Here is a 16,534-nt window from a genome sequence, read left to right as displayed (position 1 = left end):
AACGGATCTCAAATCAGGCGCCCTTGAAGACCGGCCGCCTTCTTTCAAGAGAAGACTGAAGCCCCTCCAGGGCATCCGCCGTCGCAAACATCTCCCCAAGAAAACTCAGTTCCAGCTCAATGCCGTCTTTGATGGATAATTTTTTTTGTTCGTCAATGATCTTTCCGGCCGTTCTCAGGGCCAGCGGTGCCTTGTACCCCATGCTTTTCAGGACCCGGCCGGTGATGTCGGCGGAAATTTCCGCGGGAGCCTGACCGGAGAGCAGTTTCTCACTGTTGTCGTTTTCAAACGCTTCGGCAATTTCTCGGAATTTGGCCGGAAGTTCGCGTTTATGATATTTATCGTATTTTTCCTCTGCGATCATTGCCGCAAGCGCCGACGTCACGTCAGAGGCAGGTGAAAGTTTTGAAACAATACCCAGGGCATGGGCATCTTCGGCGCCGAGCAAGGTCCCTGTGAAGGTGAAATATTTGGCCAACGGTGCGCCGGCAAGTTTTGCAAACCGAAGCATGCCGCCCAGACCCGGGAAAATGCCAATGCCGGTTTCCGGGAACCCCATCACCCCGGCCGGTGTTGCGAGAATCTTCTGACAGGCCAGGGCCAGCTCGCTTCCGCCCCCCAGCGACAGGCCATCCAACAGAGCGATGGTTTGTTTTTGGGAATTTTCGATTCTCAGAAAAAGTTCATGGCCTTTTCTTGTAAAGGCTTCGATGTCCGATATGCGATCCGACTTTATCTTATCCACAAAATACCGGATGTCGGCTCCGGCGACGAATGCCTTGCCGGCTCCCTGAAACACGACGGCGTCGACACCGGGGTCGTTTTCAGCTTCGGAAAATCTTTTTTCGAGCTGTTCCATAACCGTTTCGTTCAGGGCGTTCATCGCTTCCGGACGGTTGATGGTAATGTATGCCACATGATCCCTGGTCATCAGGTCGACACAACTGAATTCAAAGGGCCTGCCGAGACGATTTTGCCGGATCAGAATCCCGGGAATTTTAAAATCCGGATACTTTTGTGAGATGGCTTCCACTACCCGGTATGTTTTACCGATGCCGATACGGTTCATGATCTCGAACGGGCCCTTGGCCCACCTCAAACCGATTTTTGCACTCCGGTCGGTATCTTCAATCGAGGCGACGCCTTCATCTACCAGGGCCGCCGCAACGCCCAAACAGACGCCTAGAAATCTGTCCTCCACCGCTTCCATCTTGGTTTCGTCCACCGGCCCGGAAAGATCCCAGTTCTCTTTTTTCTCCATCTGGTTTCGAAGGATGCCGGATGTCGCATAAAACGGGCCCAGTTCCCGACCGAGGGTGTCGGCGGAATGGACGGCGATTGGAATGCCGGTGACATTCATCAGTTCAAATGCCCCCATGCCGATTTTGAACGCATTTTTGGCCGCCGCCTCAATGGTGGCGATATTGGCCATATTTTCTTCAAGCATTCGGGTCGCCTCATTCAAAAACGGGACGAAAAACCGGTTTACGGCAAAGCCCGGTGCATCCTTGACGATGATGGCGGTCTTTCCGTGAAGCTTTGCAAAAAGCAAGGCCGTTTCAATCGTTTCTTGACCGGTGCCGTCGTGCGGAATCACTTCAAGAAGGCGGTTCTTCGCTGGATGGTAGAAGTAGTGAAGTCCGACAAACCGGTCCGGCCGTTTTGTTTTCTCCGCAAACTCCCGAACATAGAAACTGGAAGTGTTGGTGGCCAGGATAGTGTGCTCCTGACAGATGACATCGAGTTTCTGAAAAAGAGCCGACTTGACCGCCTTGTCCTCGAAAACAGCCTCGACAATCAGATCGGCATCCGCCACCAAATTGTAATCCACCGTACCGGTAATCCGGGAGAGGGTATCCTCCATTTGACGGGCCGACAAAATCTTCCGGTCAACCCCGGCCTGAAGCAGTGTTTTTATGTTTGAAAGGCCCCTTTGAACGAAGTCATCCTGGGTGTCGACCATGACGACGGAAAGCCCCTCCTGGGCGATTTTTTGAACGATACCGCTGCCCATGTTTCCGGCGCCGATGACACCTATTTTCGTTAGCTGTGTCATTTGCTTCCTCTCCTTGAATTTATTTATTTAACTTCCAGGACTGATGATCGGATCTCATAACCATTGACCTCTGATAACTTCGGTGATGGGTGTGTTATCGACCGTGCGAATCCCCTCTCTGTGGCGCAGGACGGCCGTCGTGAATTGATGTGCAAGTCCTCCAGAAAGCCGGCAAACAACGGCTAGACCATTTTTCTCACCTGTCCTGCCGGTGAGGGGTCCGAAAAAAAATAAAACATGCAATGACCAAGGCACCGAGAGACTGAGGGGCAAAACCGGAAAAACTTTGAAATTCTTGAGACATGAAAGGATACCCCGAATACGGATGTTCAGTTTGCCGACGCGTGCCGGGAAATCATTCGGGCGAGACGAATCCACCGATGACCTCCTGGTAATTTTCTACAGAAGGGGGGATCGAATTCTGCAAACTTGAGCAGCTTGTCTGACCGCCTTTACATAATAATCTCACCGGAAAGTGCAAAGGTTTTTGGCAAAAACAGGCGCGCCCCGAAACGAGTTTATTTTTTTGCATAAAATCCGCATCCAGTCTTTTTGCCCAGTTTGTTGGCGCGAACCATCTGTTTGATGATTTGGGGTGCGGCATACTGGTTGTTGCGGAGCTCGTCCGCGAAATACTCCATGACGAAATAGCTGATGTCGACCCCGGTGAAATCCATCAGTTCGAAGGGACCCATAGGATAATTGAGACCCAGTTTTACGGCGGTGTCGATATCCTCCACTGAAGCTACACCTTCCTGGAGCAGACGGGCAGCCTCAATGAACTGAGGAATCATAATGCGGTTGACCACAAAGCCCGGAGAATCTTTCTTGACTTCGATGGTCTTCTTGCCGAACGATTCAGCCAGGGTTTTGGCTGCTGAAATGGTTTCATCGGACGTTTCCAAACCTCGAATCACCTCGACCAATCTCATGATCTGTGCAGGATTGAAGAAATGCAGCCCACAGACTTTGTCCGGCCTACCGGTGCCGGCGGCAATGGCCGTGATAGACATGGACGAGGTATTGGTGGCAAAAATGACTTCCGGACGGCAGATCTTGTCGAGGGCCTGGAAAATTTCCTTTTTGAGGTCGATGTTCTCGATGACCGCCTCAATGACGAAATCAGCGTCCGCACAGTCTTCGAGCACGACGGTTTTTCTGATGCGCTCGAGTGCAACGCGACGCTGCTCCTCGGTCATCTTTCCTTTCTCGACGGACCTGGCCATGAATTTGTCCATATTCTGAATGGAGTTGTCCACATAAGACATGTCAACATCGCGCAAGATCACGTTGTAATCCGCCATGGCCGCCACGTGTGCAATTCCTGTCCCCATGGCTCCTGCTCCGACGACTCCGATCGTTTTGATGCTCATTACTGTCCCTCCAATTTTAGAATTTTTGATGACCGCGGGTTCTCACCAAAGTCAGCCGGCGCAGCGGCATGGGCGGTGTCTGAACCGCGACATCGGTCTGCCGAGGGATCATGCTCGGCAGCCTCCCTTCCGCCGCCTCTTTCTTTTTTGCCGGCAACATGTTTGCCGCCAAGATAAGAATCGTCAATCTCAACACGGCGGTTGAGTCTTTTCGCGCCTCCGGTCTCCAGCAGAATGGCGGCGATGGCTTCCATTTCGACGGTATCGCCAATCGTGGTGTCGTTGTCAAACAAGTCACCCCTTTTTGGCAAGAAATCTATACTATGAATGGGGCTGTTACAGGAAGCAATTGTTTTTCGAAGTGGGTGTTTATCGCAATCGCTCCTGCAAGATAAATGGCAAGGATTCCTGCACCGAACAAGCTATAAGCACCAATCTTTGCAATGGCGGCTCTGCCGCCTACGATGCCGAAATCAAGACAAACGATGCACGCAAGCGCTATGCAGATGAGGACACCGATAATGAAGAGTATTTTTGGGCTTTTTAAGAAGCATGGAAGTAAAATATAAAACCAGAGTGATATAGCAAGCCACAACCAACCTTCGATAGAAGCATCAAAAGCCATTCCAGCTTGATGCAGAAAGTATTTGGCACTGAGACTCAATGCTCCTGTCAGCATGAACATACAAGAAAATATCAGGAACACATTGGCACCAGGCAGGTTTTTGTCTCTGAATTCAATGATTGCAACCACGATTTGAACGAAAAAGCCGCCGACAAGCCATGCTGCCAATACAGGCGCTACGTCATGCGTTACTTTCCCCGACAATAGAGCCCCAAAGCCGAAGCATGCCATTGCTAAAGTGCCCAAACCGGCGGGGAGAGGATTTGAAAACAGATGATCCTGATTAGACATAAAATTCTCCTTAGTGTGGTTTACATTGTTAATTCGATGAGGAAAAAAGCAAATTGAAACACTTTTCTCTGAATTTGTATCTCATCGTCAAACCGAACTTATTTCTCGCATGACGCTGATCTATACGAACATGGGGCTCAGCCTGTAAAGGATCCCTTCCTGGAGAATCAACAGTCCAAGAAATCATTGTCGATGTCGACGGTATGGATTATTTCCAACCTATTGATTGCACGGTAGCCGGAGCGGAGAACACAACAGCCGCCCGTGAATGAAAAAAAACAAATTATCACTATGTAATAATTAAATATCGCTAAGTGAGAATTTATCAAGGCCTGCTCTGCCTGTCAAGAAAAATATTTCACTCAACTTTCGACTTTCATAGGCCGTATCCTCCCGGCACCGCTATCCGCTCACCATCATGAAAGTCGAAAGTTGAATCATTAGTAGATATTTTTATTATGAGGAAATAGAATTATGAGGAAATAGAAAAATCGCAGCGAGTTTGATGGAACGCTTATGAAAAATCGAAATATTTTCTTGACACGCAGAGTGAGTCTTGATAAATGCCCGCCGGACAATAGTTCATTGTTGTATTATGATAATTGAAACGATTACTCACCTGTAGTTTCCGGGTTTTTCATCTCAGCTGCCGTGGAGTTGATTCATAATGAATGATGGACGGTCATTGTGCCGCCAGGTCCGGCAGCTTTGCGGCCATCAGTCGGGTGGCGCCGGCCATTTGCAGTCTGTGCTCCAGGTAACCCATCAGCACATCCCGTCTCCATTGGCTTTGATGTTCAACCGCGCTCGTGGGAGATCCGGAGGAGAGCAGCTTCGTCAGGCGAAAGCGGTTAAGCAGCTGCATTTATCCGGCAAGAACTGTGTTCAGGAGGCATTTTTTTTTCATAAACCTTTTTTCCATGAGGAGAAAATAGGGAGATTCATCTTGGGTAAGTCTTTTGGCACTTTAGAAAAAGCGATTGATATTCTCTGTCTTTTCGACTCAGAACACCTCGAATTATCTGCGCAGGAGATTGCGAAAAGCCTTTCCATACCGCTGAGCACAACATATAAGTACTTGCAGGTTTTTCAAAAACGACAATTCCTTTCTTCAAATGAACAAACGAATAAATTTTATCTAGGCGTCGCGGTCCTTAAAATGGGGCTTTTCGCGGCCAAGAAGACCTCCGTAATCGAAATTGCCTTTCCTTATCTGAAATTGCTAGCTGATCGTTCTCTGGAGACGGCGGTTTTGACCGTGGCGGACGGTCTGAATGCGATCTGTGTGGATATCATCGAGAGCCCTTTGGCGGTCAAGTTCATAACCGCAAAAGGGAATACGATGCCTTTGTACGCGGGATCTCCTGGAAAAGTGCTTCTGGCCTTTAAAGACTCGTCTTTCATTGATCATTTGATTGAAACCACGGGCCTCGCCAAACTGGGCAAAAACACGATTACCGATAGTGAACAGCTGAAAAAAGAGTTGGCTGTTATTCGAAAACAAGGATTCAGTGAGAGCGATTCGGAATTTGAAGCCGATGTATGCTCTGTGGCTGCTCCTGTTTTTGATTATAAAGGGCAGGTCAATGCTTCCATTGCAGTAGCCGGCCCGGCGGAACGAATTTTCCGTGAGAATAAGCAGCGTTTGATCGAACTGGTCAAGGAATGCGCGAAAGGGATTTCCTCGGAATTAGGATATGGTGGAAGATAGGGGAGGGAACCATCCCCGGCGGCATACATAAAGATGCATTTGACGCCCGGGTTTCGGTGCGCTGCTGTGATATGGGCGTCGGATTATTGCATCGGGGATGTATCTCGGAAATTCGAAGACGGCCAAAGCAGGCCTCGGCAATTTTGAGAACGACTTTTTCGACGTGGGAGACAATTTTCAACATCAAACCGGGTCAAATGTCCGCTGGTGCCGTCTACCATGGCACAGAGCACCTGGTTCACGGATTCAAATACGGGAAGACCTTTCCTGCTTCTTCGGATGGTACCGAAAAGGTGCCTGAAAAGAGCGACTATCCCTATGCTGTGCAGGTAGGCCGTGAACAGGGTCAGTCCCGTCCTGCCGGTGACGGCGATTTAACCCAGCGGATCTCAAATCAGGCGCCCTTGAAGACCGGCCGCCTTCTTTCAAGAGAAGACTGAAGCCCCTCCAGGGCATCCGCCGTCGCAAACATCTCCCCAAGAAAACTCAGTTCCAGCTCAATGCCGTCTTTGATGGATAATTTTTTTTGTTCGTCGATGATCTTTCCGGCCGTTCTCAGGGCCAGCGGTGCCTTGTACCCCATGCTTTTCAGGACCCGGCCGGTGATGTCGGCGGAAATTTCCGCGGGAGCCTGACCGGAGAGCAGTTTCTCACTGTTGTCGTTTTCAAACGCTTCGGCAATTTCTCGGAATTTGGCCGGAAGTTCGCGTTTATGATATTTATCGTATTTTTCCTCTGCGATCATTGCCGCAAGCGCCGACGTCACGTCAGAGGCAGGTGAAAGTTTTGAAACAATACCCAGGGCATGGGCATCTTCGGCGCCGAGCAAGGTCCCTGTGAAGGTGAAATATTTGGCCAACGGTGCGCCGGCAAGTTTTGCAAACCGAAGCATGCCGCCCAGACCCGGGAAAATGCCAATGCCGGTTTCCGGGAACCCCATCACCCCGGCCGGTGTTGCGAGAATCTTCTGACAGGCCAGGGCCAGCTCGCTTCCGCCCCCCAGCGACAGGCCATCCAACAGAGCGATGGTTTGTTTTTGGGAATTTTCGATTCTCAGAAAAAGTTCATGGCCTTTTCTTGTAAAGGCTTCGATGTCCGATATGCGATCCGACTTTATCTTATCCACAAAATACCGGATGTCGGCTCCGGCGACGAATGCCTTGCCGGCTCCCTGAAACACGACGGCGTCGACACCGGGGTCGTTTTCAGCTTCGGAAAATCTTTTTTCGAGCTGTTCCATAACCGTTTCGTTCAGGGCGTTCATCGCTTCCGGACGGTTGATGGTAATGTATGCCACATGATCCCTGGTCATCAGGTCGACACAACTGAATTCAAAGGGCCTGCCGAGACGATTTTGCCGGATCAGAATCCCGGGAATTTTAAAATCCGGATACTTTTGTGAGATGGCTTCCACTACCCGGTATGTTTTACCGATGCCGATACGGTTCATGATCTCGAACGGGCCCTTGGCCCACCTCAAACCGATTTTTGCACCCCGGTCGGTATCTTCAATCGAGGCGACGCCTTCATCTACCAGGGCCGCCGCAACGCCCAAACAGACGCCTAGAAATCTGTCCTCCACCGCTTCCATCTTGGTTTCGTCCACCGGCCCGGAAAGATCCCAGTTCTCTTTTTTCTCCATCTGGTTTCGAAGGATGCCGGATGTCGCATAAAACGGGCCCAGTTCCCGGCCGAGGGTGTCGGCGGAATGGACGGCGATTGGAATGCCGGTGACATTCATCAGTTCAAATGCCCCCATGCCGATTTTGAACGCATTTTTGGCCGCCGCCTCAATGGTGGCGATATTGGCCATATTTTCTTCAAGCATTCGGGTCGCCTCATTCAAAAACGGGACGAAAAACCGGTTTACGGCAAAGCCCGGTGCATCCTTGACGATGATGGCGGTCTTTCCGTGAAGCTTTGCAAAAAGCAAGGCCGTTTCAATCGTTTCTTGACCGGTGCCGTCGTGCGGAATCACTTCAAGAAGGCGGTTCTTCGCTGGATGGTAGAAGTAGTGAAGTCCGACAAACCGGTCCGGCCGTTTTGTTTTCTCCGCAAACTCCCGAACATAGAAACTGGAAGTGTTGGTGGCCAGGATAGTGTGCTCCTGACAGATGGCATCGAGTTTCTGAAAAAGAGCCGACTTGACCGCCTTGTCCTCGAAAACAGCCTCGACAATCAGATCGGCATCCGCCACCAAATTGTAATCCACCGTACCGGTAATCCGGGAGAGGGTATCCTCCATTTGACGGGCCGACAAAATCTTCCGGTCAACCCCGGCCTGAAGCAGTGTTTTTATGTTTGAAAGGCCCCTTTGAACGAAGTCATCCTGGGTGTCGACCATGACGACGGAAAGCCCCTCCTGGGCGATTTTTTGAACGATACCGCTGCCCATGTTTCCGGCGCCGATGACACCTATTTTCGTTAGCTGTGTCATTTGCTTCCTCTCCTTGAATTTATTTATTTAACTTCCAGGACTGATGATCGGATCTCATAACCATTGACCTCTGATAACTTCGGTGATGGGTGTTATCGACCGTGCGAATCCCCCTGCCTGCGGCACAGGACGGCCGCCGTTCAATTCATGACAACGAAGGGTTTGCCCACTGGGATAACCGCCTTTTTGAAGGTTGTATTTATAATATTGGCTGTTGCAAGATAAATTCCGAAAAGGCCCACCATTAAGATGCAGTAAGCCGCTATCTGTGCTGAAACCATCGGGGGCAGAAAAATCTTAAACTTCAGTATCACTAGAAACCACAGTGCGACATCAGCGAAAACCAGCGCTATGAAGAAAACGGGAGAGCCCACCAGATAGGCAGGGGTGAAAAGGGTCAGCACAATGGCCAGAACAAGCCAGGCGTAAGGATCACAGGCCAGGGCGAAATGGATCCCATTGGCATGAGTTATAAATTCCGCCAGGTTGATGAGTGCAGTCACCAGCATGAAAAAACTGCCAAAAAGCAGCATTACATTACCGCCGACATGATTCTTGTCCTTTAATTCGATGATGGCCGCAGTGAATTGGCACACAAATCCTCCAAAAAGCCAACAGGCAACGGCCAGACGACTTTCCTCGCCTATTCGGCCGGTGAGAAGGCCGAAAAAAATAAAACACGCAATGGCCAAGGCACCGAGGGCCTGAGGCGCAGGACTGGAAAAACTGTGAGATTCTTGAGACATAAAAGAATTATCCTTTTTAATTGAGTTTTTTTAATTACTACACTCTGCACGATAAGGTCCTTCAATTGCTGGAGATGCCTATATCTGTCTACGAGAATATCAAAGATCAATGTTGGATGTTCAAGCCCGCGTAACGTAACTCGCGGGCCTATTAAGTTTTGAGCTCAGATCCGCCAGGCAGCAGGAACGCCCCGGGCGAAAGAGTCGGGCATTTTGAACAGCCTTTTTTCTACGGCGAGTTTTACCAGCCTGGCAGCCTCATCCATGCCCAAATCATTCATCATGGTAAAAGGTCCTTTGGGCCATGCCAGTGAGGTACAGATCCCCAGTTCCAAATCTTTTACAGAAACAACGCCTTTTTCAATAAGGTGTGTCGAGATGGTAAAAACGGTTCCAAGTAATTGATCTTTCACGACGTTCAGCACAGCTGCATCTTCAACCAGTGGGCCGTCCTCAATATCCCAGGGTTTGCCGCTTTCAAACTGAATTTTAAGAGGTTCCGGGACCGGCGGATAACCAACATCGGAATTGCTCAGATATTCATTCATGGAAACGGCAGCGTGATAACAAGTTCCCAGGCCGGAGCCGTTTGATACCCACATGATTCCGTAGCGTATGCCCAATGCCAGCCTGGAGATATAATCCAATGTGGCAGCATTATAGGTATCTCCATAAAATGAATTGAGCACCATATAGCTGGCGATGAACACCGGATTGATGGCAAATCCGGGGAAGTCATTTACTGAAATAGGTATTTTTCCGTTCTTTTTCGAAAAGGCCGTCAGCGCATCAAAGGTTGCGTCACTGGTTTCTTTCTGGCGGATCACTTCCACCAGGCGGTTGATATTGGCCGGAAAAAAATAATGCAGCCCGGCAGTACGTTCGGGATGGCTGATATCCTTCATCAACTGTCCAATAGGAAAGGTAGAGGTGTTGCTCACAATGATGGTGTCATCCCGGCAGACATCGGACAGGTCCTTGAAGATTCTTCTTTTGAGTTCAAAATTTTCCACAGCCGCTTCAATGATCAGATCGCAGTCATCAAGATCTTCGTAACGGCTGGTGCCTTCAATGCGGCCTGCAATCAACCGGGCTTCTGCCTCGCTCATCTTCTTTTTTTCAACCTTTTTGGCCAAAGGCTGGGTAACCCACTTGTCATACATGGATTTAACAAGATCATCGTTCAGCTCTTTGAACCTGACAGTTTCTCCGGCGGATGCTGCATTCAGTGCAATGGCCGCACCCATGACGCCGAAGCCGATAACGCCGACGGTATCTATTGATTTCATTTGATGCCTCCCTGACGGCCGTTCTGCCGTCTGATTTGATGTGGGAAATCTAAAAAAATCACAATCAACCCACTTTGAGGATCAGAGACGCAGAGGTGTCGCCTGCGGCACAGCCGGTAAACAGGACATATCCGCCGCCGAGCATGGCAGCTTCTTCAATGCCCTCGATAATGGACCGTCCTGCGGTCGGTGCCTGGGGATGGCCGAAAATCATGGAACAGCCATAATTATTGAAACTGTTGATATCAATGTTCAGCTGTTTTGACATATAGATGTCATTGGCGGCAAAGGGATTGTGGGTCTTAATTACCTTAATGTCGTCAATGGTCAGCCCGGCGCGTTCAAGGGCCATGACAGCTGCCGGCACGGGTGCCATAGGCATGTGTGCCTTTTTCACCCGGGCATGACCAAAAGAGATTACCTGAATTTCAATGTTTTCATCCTGGCTGAGCTGTCTTGCCCTTTCCCGGTCCGTCACGATCAGGGCACAGTGACCGTCTGCCGGATGGGTCTGGGTGCCGAAGGTCAATTGCCCGCCGGGAAGCACGGGTTTCAGGGCGGCCAGGCCTTCCGCCGTTGTGGGCATGATTCCTTCATCTGTGTCTATGACAGCGATTTTTTTCTTGGACACCTTAACTTCAACCGGGAACATGTAGCGCTTCTGGAATGCCCGGTCATCGGCCAGGGAATCGGTATACTGTTCATAGCGTCGCAGGGCATGGGCATCGCATTCCGCTCTGGTAATACCGGCCATCTTGATCACATTTTCAGCAGTCTGGATCATGGAAGAACATCCCCAGGGGTCATTGCCGAAGTGGTCCATGACCCAGTTTTCGGAAATGACCTGTCCGCCGGGACCGTTGGGATTGGGCCAGATGGTATGAGGCCCGTTGGAACAGCGGTCAGTAAAAAGAGTGTAAACGGTGTGATAGGCTCCTCCTTCCACACCGAGTGCAGCCTGGAAGATGCCGGTGGTGGAAGTGGAACAGGCCTGACTGATATACAGTCCTGCCGTATCCGTGGCGCCGATCAGGGCCGATGCCCACGGTCCGCCGTAAAAGATGGCGGGCTGACCCACAGTGACGCCCAAAATAAGATAGTCAAATATTTTGGGGTCAATATCCTTTGACTGAAGCCAACGTCTGGAGGTCTCGGCGCCCAAGGTAATGGAATTTTCATTGGCCAGACTACCCTGCCATCTGACAAACGGGGTGCTATAGTATCCTTTATAAGGAATGTAAGCGTTGGATAACATGTTGCCTCCTGATTTTTTGTTGTTTTGTGATGTGGTTATCCGAAACAGCCGGGGTTGTATCAGCGATTTTTTAACGCGCCGTCTGGAATGTCGAGTACGGCGTCGCTGCCATCCAGGATCGATGCCATACGACCCAAGGTGACCGGTCCTAAATTTTTAATGAAAAACCGGGCACAACAGACCTGGCCTTCCAATAAGTCAAGCCGGTTTTTATTTTTGCTTTTCTGTTTGAGGTTTATGGCGGTAACCGCACGCCAGAGAAGCATCCAGGCCATGACCACATCGCCGGTTACCTGGAGGAAATCAACGGACACCGACCTGAGTTTCAGGTCGTTTCGAGGGGTTTTCGGCAGGCTTGTGAGCTGTCGGACTACCTCTTTGAGCTGGCTGACCATTTTTTCAAATGCCGTGGCCAGATCGGACAATTCTTCTCTCTGGCCGGCAAGTTCAATGGTCTGCTCTATCCGTTTGATAACGGATTCAAACAGGCGGCCCTTTTTGAGGGTCAGTTTACGGTTTAAAAGATCGAGGGACTGGATGCCGTTGGTCCCTTCATATATGGTGGTGACACGAACATCCCTGTAAAGCTGTTCCACAGGATATTCACAGGTGTATCCATATCCACCGAAAATCTGTATGGCCAGGTCACAGACTTCAACGGCCCTGTCGGTCACATATCCTTTCCCGATGGGGATCAGAAAATCCACCAGATCCCGGTATTCCTGCCTGGTTTCAGGATCAGGGACAACCTCCGCTTTATCCTGGCAGCGTGCAATGTAGAACAGGATGCTTCGGATGCCCTGTGTATAGGTTTTCATGATCATCAGCATGCGTTTAACATCCGGGTGTTCAATAATGGCCATACAGCCGCCGGAGGCGTCGCCGTTTTCAGCTTGGGGCAACGTACCCTGGATCCGGTTCTGCGCATAGTCCAGGGCATGTAAAAAGGCGCTGGATGCACAGGCATGACCTTGTGAGCCGACAAGAAGTCGTGCATCATTCATCATGGAAAACATGGCGGCCAGCCCCTTGTTTTCCTCCCCTAAAAGCGTGCCGATACAATTGCCCTTGCTGCCTAATGACATGGCGCATGTGGGGCTTCCATGAAGCCCCATTTTTTCTTCAATGCCGGTGCAGGCAATGTCGTTTTTCATTCCCAGATTACCGTTTTTATCCACGTGGACACCGGGCACCACGAACAGGGAGAGACCGCTGCTGCCTTCAGGAGCGTCCTTGATTCGGGCAAGAACCAAATGGACGATATTGTCCGTAAGGTTGTGGTCACCTCCGGTAATGAAAATTTTTGAGCCCGTAATCCGGTAGGTTCCATCACCGCAAGGTTCGGCGAGGGTCGTGATCCGGCTCAGGTCCGATCCGGATTCGGATTCGGTGATTTGCATGGTGACCGCCCATTCGCCGGATATGATTTTTTCGAGATATAGCTGCTTTTGTTCCGCAGTACCGAAAGCCTCTATCACGTGGGCTGCCCCGTGACTCAACCCGCCGATCATTGTCAATGCCATGTTGGCGCCGTTCAGATAATCCTTAGCAGCCAGAGCTACCGACCTGGGCATTCCCTGACCCCCCCAATCCGGATCGGCATTCGGAACAAGCCATTCCCCCTCTGCCAGCAACTTCCACACCTGCTTGAACTCGTTTGGAAGAAGGACCATTCCGTTTTCAAACCGGCAGCCCTTTTCATCGCCTATTTTTGAGGTGGGCAGCAACTCTTTGACCGCCAGGTGCCGAGCCTCCTTGACCACCATTTCTATGACTTTTTTATTGTAGTCCGAAAACCGTTCATATTCATGGAGGCGGTCTATCTCAAACTGTTCAAAAAGAACAAAATCAAGGTCTGTCTTGTCTATGATTGCCTGTGCCATATTGTTTCCACTCCCCACTTTTTTGGGATAACTTTTTACTTCTCAATAAGGGTTACTCAACTTTCGACTTTGATAGGCCGTATCCTCCCGGCACCTCTATCCGGCCATCGCATGAAAGTCGAAAGTTGAAAAGGGTTAGAAATTTAATCGGCGGCCTCATCACGCAGGATTCGTTTGAGGATCTTGCCGGTGGCGCTTTTAGGAAGTTCTGTGACAAAATCGATGTATTTTGGCACCTTGTATCTGGACATCCGTTCCTTGCAGAACTCGATCATTTCCTCAGGATCAACTTTTTCTCCAGGTTTGAGCACGATGACTGCCTTGACAGACTCTCCTTTGACATCATTCGGGATTCCGAGCACAGCCACTTCGTTAACCGCCGGATGCGCGTAGATATGATTTTCGACTTCAGCGGGATAAATGTTGTTGCCGGCTGAAATGATCATATCTTTTACCCGGTCAACAATGAAAAAGTCGCCGTCTTCATCCTGGGCCCCAACATCACCAGTGTGCAGCCAGCCGTCAATAATGGTCTTTTCGGTCTCTGTGGGTTTGTTCCAGTAGCCCAGCATGACATTGGGCCCCTTGATGCAGATTTCACCCCATTCGCCCGGAGCCGCCGCTTTGCCGTCTTCACCGACGATTTTCATCTGCACGTTAATGACCGGATGGCCGATGGCGCCTGGCTTGTAGTTAAAATCATGATTATAGCATGCAAAAGGAGAACATTCCGTCAGACCGTACCCGTCATTGATGGGTATGCCGTACTTGGCGCGCCACCTGTTGGCCACATCATTCGGCATGACAGAGGCCGCTGTGAAAAAATACCGGATGCTGGAAAAATCAATCTCCTCATCTTTCATATTTAAAAGGTAGATATAAATGGTGGGAACAGCGAAGAACATGGTGACTTTGTGTTTTTTGACGGCTTCGATCACAGGGGCCGGCTCAAAACGTTTGTGCATGACAAGGGTCGCCCCTTTTTTGATGCACGAGTTCATGATGAAATTTTGCCCGAAACAATGAAACAGAGGCAAAAACAGGTGAAAAACGTCCTCTTTTGTGGAGCGGATATGGTAATTGGTAGAGTTGACGTTGGCGACAACATTAAAATGACTCAACGTCGCCCCTTTGGGGTATCCTGTGGTGCCGGAGGTGTAAAGGATGACTGCCGGATCCGTGTCGGCCATGTCAAGGGCCTGAAAGGTTTCAACACCGGTATCGTATACGCGGCTGATGTGATGCTCATTGTTTTCATCACCTTCTACTAGAATTATATGTTCCAATGCATCCGGATCGTCCGTGGGTACCTGGCAGGCCTGGTCTTCTCCGACGAATATGATTTTGGCGCCGCAGTCTCCCAGGATATACTTGACTTCATTTTTTACCAGCATGACATTGAGGGATACAGCAATGGCACCAAGCTTCATAGCGGCATAGTAAACGATCGCAAACTCGGGAATATTGGCCATGAAAAGGGCAATACGATCTCCCTTTTTAACGCCGAGACTGCGCATTCTTGATGCAAGGCGGCAGACTTTAAGATGAAGCTCTTTATAGGTTATGGGGGTATCTTCAAAAATAATGGCGGGCTTGTCAGGACAGAATGTTACACTTCTTTCAAGATTACTGACAATATTCATACACTGCCTCCTTACTGTTTACCCTAACATTGAAAGTGCATTATATTATGCTGCATTTTGCAGCAATTCGAGAACATGTGGAGATCCTTGCGTACTGCTTCATGTGTCGCCGTTTAAAACAGAGGATAACAATTCCGGACACCCTTTTCTGTTTTCCTGAAGAACGGCCGTTCCTTTTTGAGCCCCATGGTAGATTGGACGAACTCATCGAAGTCGAAGATCAGGTGCGGGAAGCTTTCGCGCTGGAGCCTTTCGATTACTTCAGTTGGGAACTTCTTTATTCTTATAGGTAATCGGTAAGGGTGTAAATCGGCATTCCCACTAATTTTTAGTTTTTAACAACCTAAAATATACTAGGGAATTTTTCTAAAAAGAAATAGGGGATAACGTTAGCGACAGTGTGAAAATGTTGAAAATAATGGGTGTTAAAAATTAATTTGGTTTGGAGGATAAGGACGGAGCTGCCGATATCCATTTGGATTGTCCTTCGGCAAGCGCACCCCGACTTGAAAAACACAAGACGCGGCTTGGCTTTCGGTTGTTCTGCGGAGATATGTAGGACAGCGTTTTAAGACAATTCGGTTTCAAGCCACAAGACAGCATACCGGATCAGAGCTCCACTGGTTCCGATTCCGAGTTTCTGTTTGATGCGCTCTTTGTGGGCGCTGACTGTTTTTACGCTCAGATTCAGATGGCCGGCAATCTGTCTGGATGAAAACCCTTTCCCGATCATCTGGAAAATCTCAAGCTCTCGGTCTGTCAGTCTGTGGAGAGGAGAATCCTGTTTTTTTTCCGGCTCTTCTCCGATTTTATCCAACAGCGTGTCCATGATGCGCTGCGAAATATATTTCCTGCCTGCAAATATTTTACGTACAGCCATAATGACCGAGTCTTTGCTTTCATGCTTCATCAGATATCCCTTTGCGCCTGCCAGAAGACACCTTTCAGCATGAAGAGATTCTTCATGCATGGACAGCACAAGGACGGGAATGTGTTTGTAGTATTTATTCAGATCCTTGATCAGGGTCATGCCGCTGCTACTTTTCAATGACAGGTCGAGAATGACCAGGTCAGGATTTTCTGATTCGACAAGCGCCATGGCATCGGGCACGTCTTCTGCACTGCCGCAGACTGTCAGATCTTTTTCGCGGTTAATCAGTTCGCACATGCCCATTCTGAAAATGGGATGGTCCTCAACGATGAGAATTTTTTTTTTCATTCTTCG

The 16,534-nt window shown here is 49.6% G+C and carries 13 protein-coding genes; 1 reads left to right on the top strand and 12 read right to left on the bottom strand.

Annotation, left to right across the window (positions count from 1 at the left end):
* Positions 1 to 13: 13 nt before the first annotated feature.
* From dmul_RS12145 to dmul_RS12130, 5 genes are all read right to left on the bottom strand, one after another.
* The gene (locus dmul_RS12145; protein WP_070962316.1) at positions 14 to 2,056 is read right to left on the bottom strand and encodes a 3-hydroxyacyl-CoA dehydrogenase/enoyl-CoA hydratase family protein; all 2,043 of its coding nucleotides are present in this window, start codon (positions 2,054 to 2,056) and stop codon (positions 14 to 16) included.
* Between the two features lie 54 nt (positions 2,057 to 2,110).
* Entirely contained in the window at positions 2,111 to 2,434 is a 324-nt protein-coding gene (locus dmul_RS20270; protein WP_144016647.1) for a hypothetical protein, read from the bottom strand.
* A gap of 140 nt (positions 2,435 to 2,574) precedes the next feature.
* Complete coding sequence (locus dmul_RS12140; RefSeq protein ID WP_020875254.1) at positions 2,575 to 3,429, bottom strand: 3-hydroxyacyl-CoA dehydrogenase family protein; 855 nt, start codon at positions 3,427 to 3,429, stop codon at positions 2,575 to 2,577.
* Positions 3,429 to 3,722: a hypothetical protein gene (locus tag dmul_RS12135; RefSeq protein ID WP_040413736.1), complete on the bottom strand. Its 294-nt coding sequence runs from the start codon at positions 3,720 to 3,722 to the stop codon at positions 3,429 to 3,431. The genes dmul_RS12140 and dmul_RS12135 overlap by 1 nt, the downstream gene beginning before the upstream one ends.
* 23 nt (positions 3,723 to 3,745) lie before the next feature.
* Positions 3,746 to 4,345: an acetate uptake transporter family protein gene (locus dmul_RS12130; protein ID WP_020875256.1), complete on the bottom strand. Its 600-nt coding sequence runs from the start codon at positions 4,343 to 4,345 to the stop codon at positions 3,746 to 3,748.
* Positions 4,346 to 5,012: 667 nt separating this feature from the next.
* Between dmul_RS12130 and dmul_RS12125 the strand changes: the two genes are divergently transcribed.
* Complete coding sequence (locus dmul_RS12125; RefSeq protein WP_020875257.1) at positions 5,013 to 6,056, top strand: IclR family transcriptional regulator; 1,044 nt, start codon at positions 5,013 to 5,015, stop codon at positions 6,054 to 6,056.
* Positions 6,057 to 6,450: 394 nt separating this feature from the next.
* Here dmul_RS12125 and dmul_RS12120 read toward each other — a convergent pair whose 3' ends face one another.
* From dmul_RS12120 to dmul_RS12085, 7 genes are all read right to left on the bottom strand, one after another.
* Positions 6,451 to 8,493, bottom strand: coding sequence for a 3-hydroxyacyl-CoA dehydrogenase/enoyl-CoA hydratase family protein (locus dmul_RS12120; protein ID WP_070962314.1), 2,043 nt, complete (start codon positions 8,491 to 8,493; stop codon positions 6,451 to 6,453).
* A gap of 140 nt (positions 8,494 to 8,633) precedes the next feature.
* Positions 8,634 to 9,239, bottom strand: a complete 606-nt coding sequence (locus dmul_RS12115; RefSeq protein WP_020878747.1) for an acetate uptake transporter family protein — start codon at positions 9,237 to 9,239, stop codon at positions 8,634 to 8,636.
* Between the two features lie 164 nt (positions 9,240 to 9,403).
* Positions 9,404 to 10,528 (bottom strand): 3-hydroxyacyl-CoA dehydrogenase family protein, encoded by a 1,125-nt coding sequence (locus dmul_RS12110; protein ID WP_020878748.1) that lies wholly within the window; start codon positions 10,526 to 10,528, stop codon positions 9,404 to 9,406.
* A gap of 64 nt (positions 10,529 to 10,592) precedes the next feature.
* Entirely contained in the window at positions 10,593 to 11,783 is a 1,191-nt protein-coding gene (locus dmul_RS12105) for a thiolase family protein (protein WP_020878749.1), read from the bottom strand.
* A gap of 59 nt (positions 11,784 to 11,842) precedes the next feature.
* A complete protein-coding gene (locus dmul_RS12100; RefSeq protein WP_020878750.1) occupies positions 11,843 to 13,666 on the bottom strand; it encodes an acyl-CoA dehydrogenase in 1,824 nt (607 codons plus the stop codon).
* Between the two features lie 143 nt (positions 13,667 to 13,809).
* The gene (locus dmul_RS12095; RefSeq protein WP_020878751.1) at positions 13,810 to 15,309 is read right to left on the bottom strand and encodes a class I adenylate-forming enzyme family protein; all 1,500 of its coding nucleotides are present in this window, start codon (positions 15,307 to 15,309) and stop codon (positions 13,810 to 13,812) included.
* 568 nt (positions 15,310 to 15,877) lie between these two features.
* Positions 15,878 to 16,528, bottom strand: a complete 651-nt coding sequence (locus dmul_RS12085; protein WP_020878753.1) for a response regulator transcription factor — start codon at positions 16,526 to 16,528, stop codon at positions 15,878 to 15,880.
* Positions 16,529 to 16,534: the final 6 nt, after the last annotated feature.

The organism is Desulfococcus multivorans, from assembly GCF_001854245.1.
GTDB classification, from domain to species: domain Bacteria; phylum Desulfobacterota; class Desulfobacteria; order Desulfobacterales; family Desulfococcaceae; genus Desulfococcus; species Desulfococcus multivorans.
This window is presented reverse-complemented; position numbering and strand designations above follow the sequence as displayed.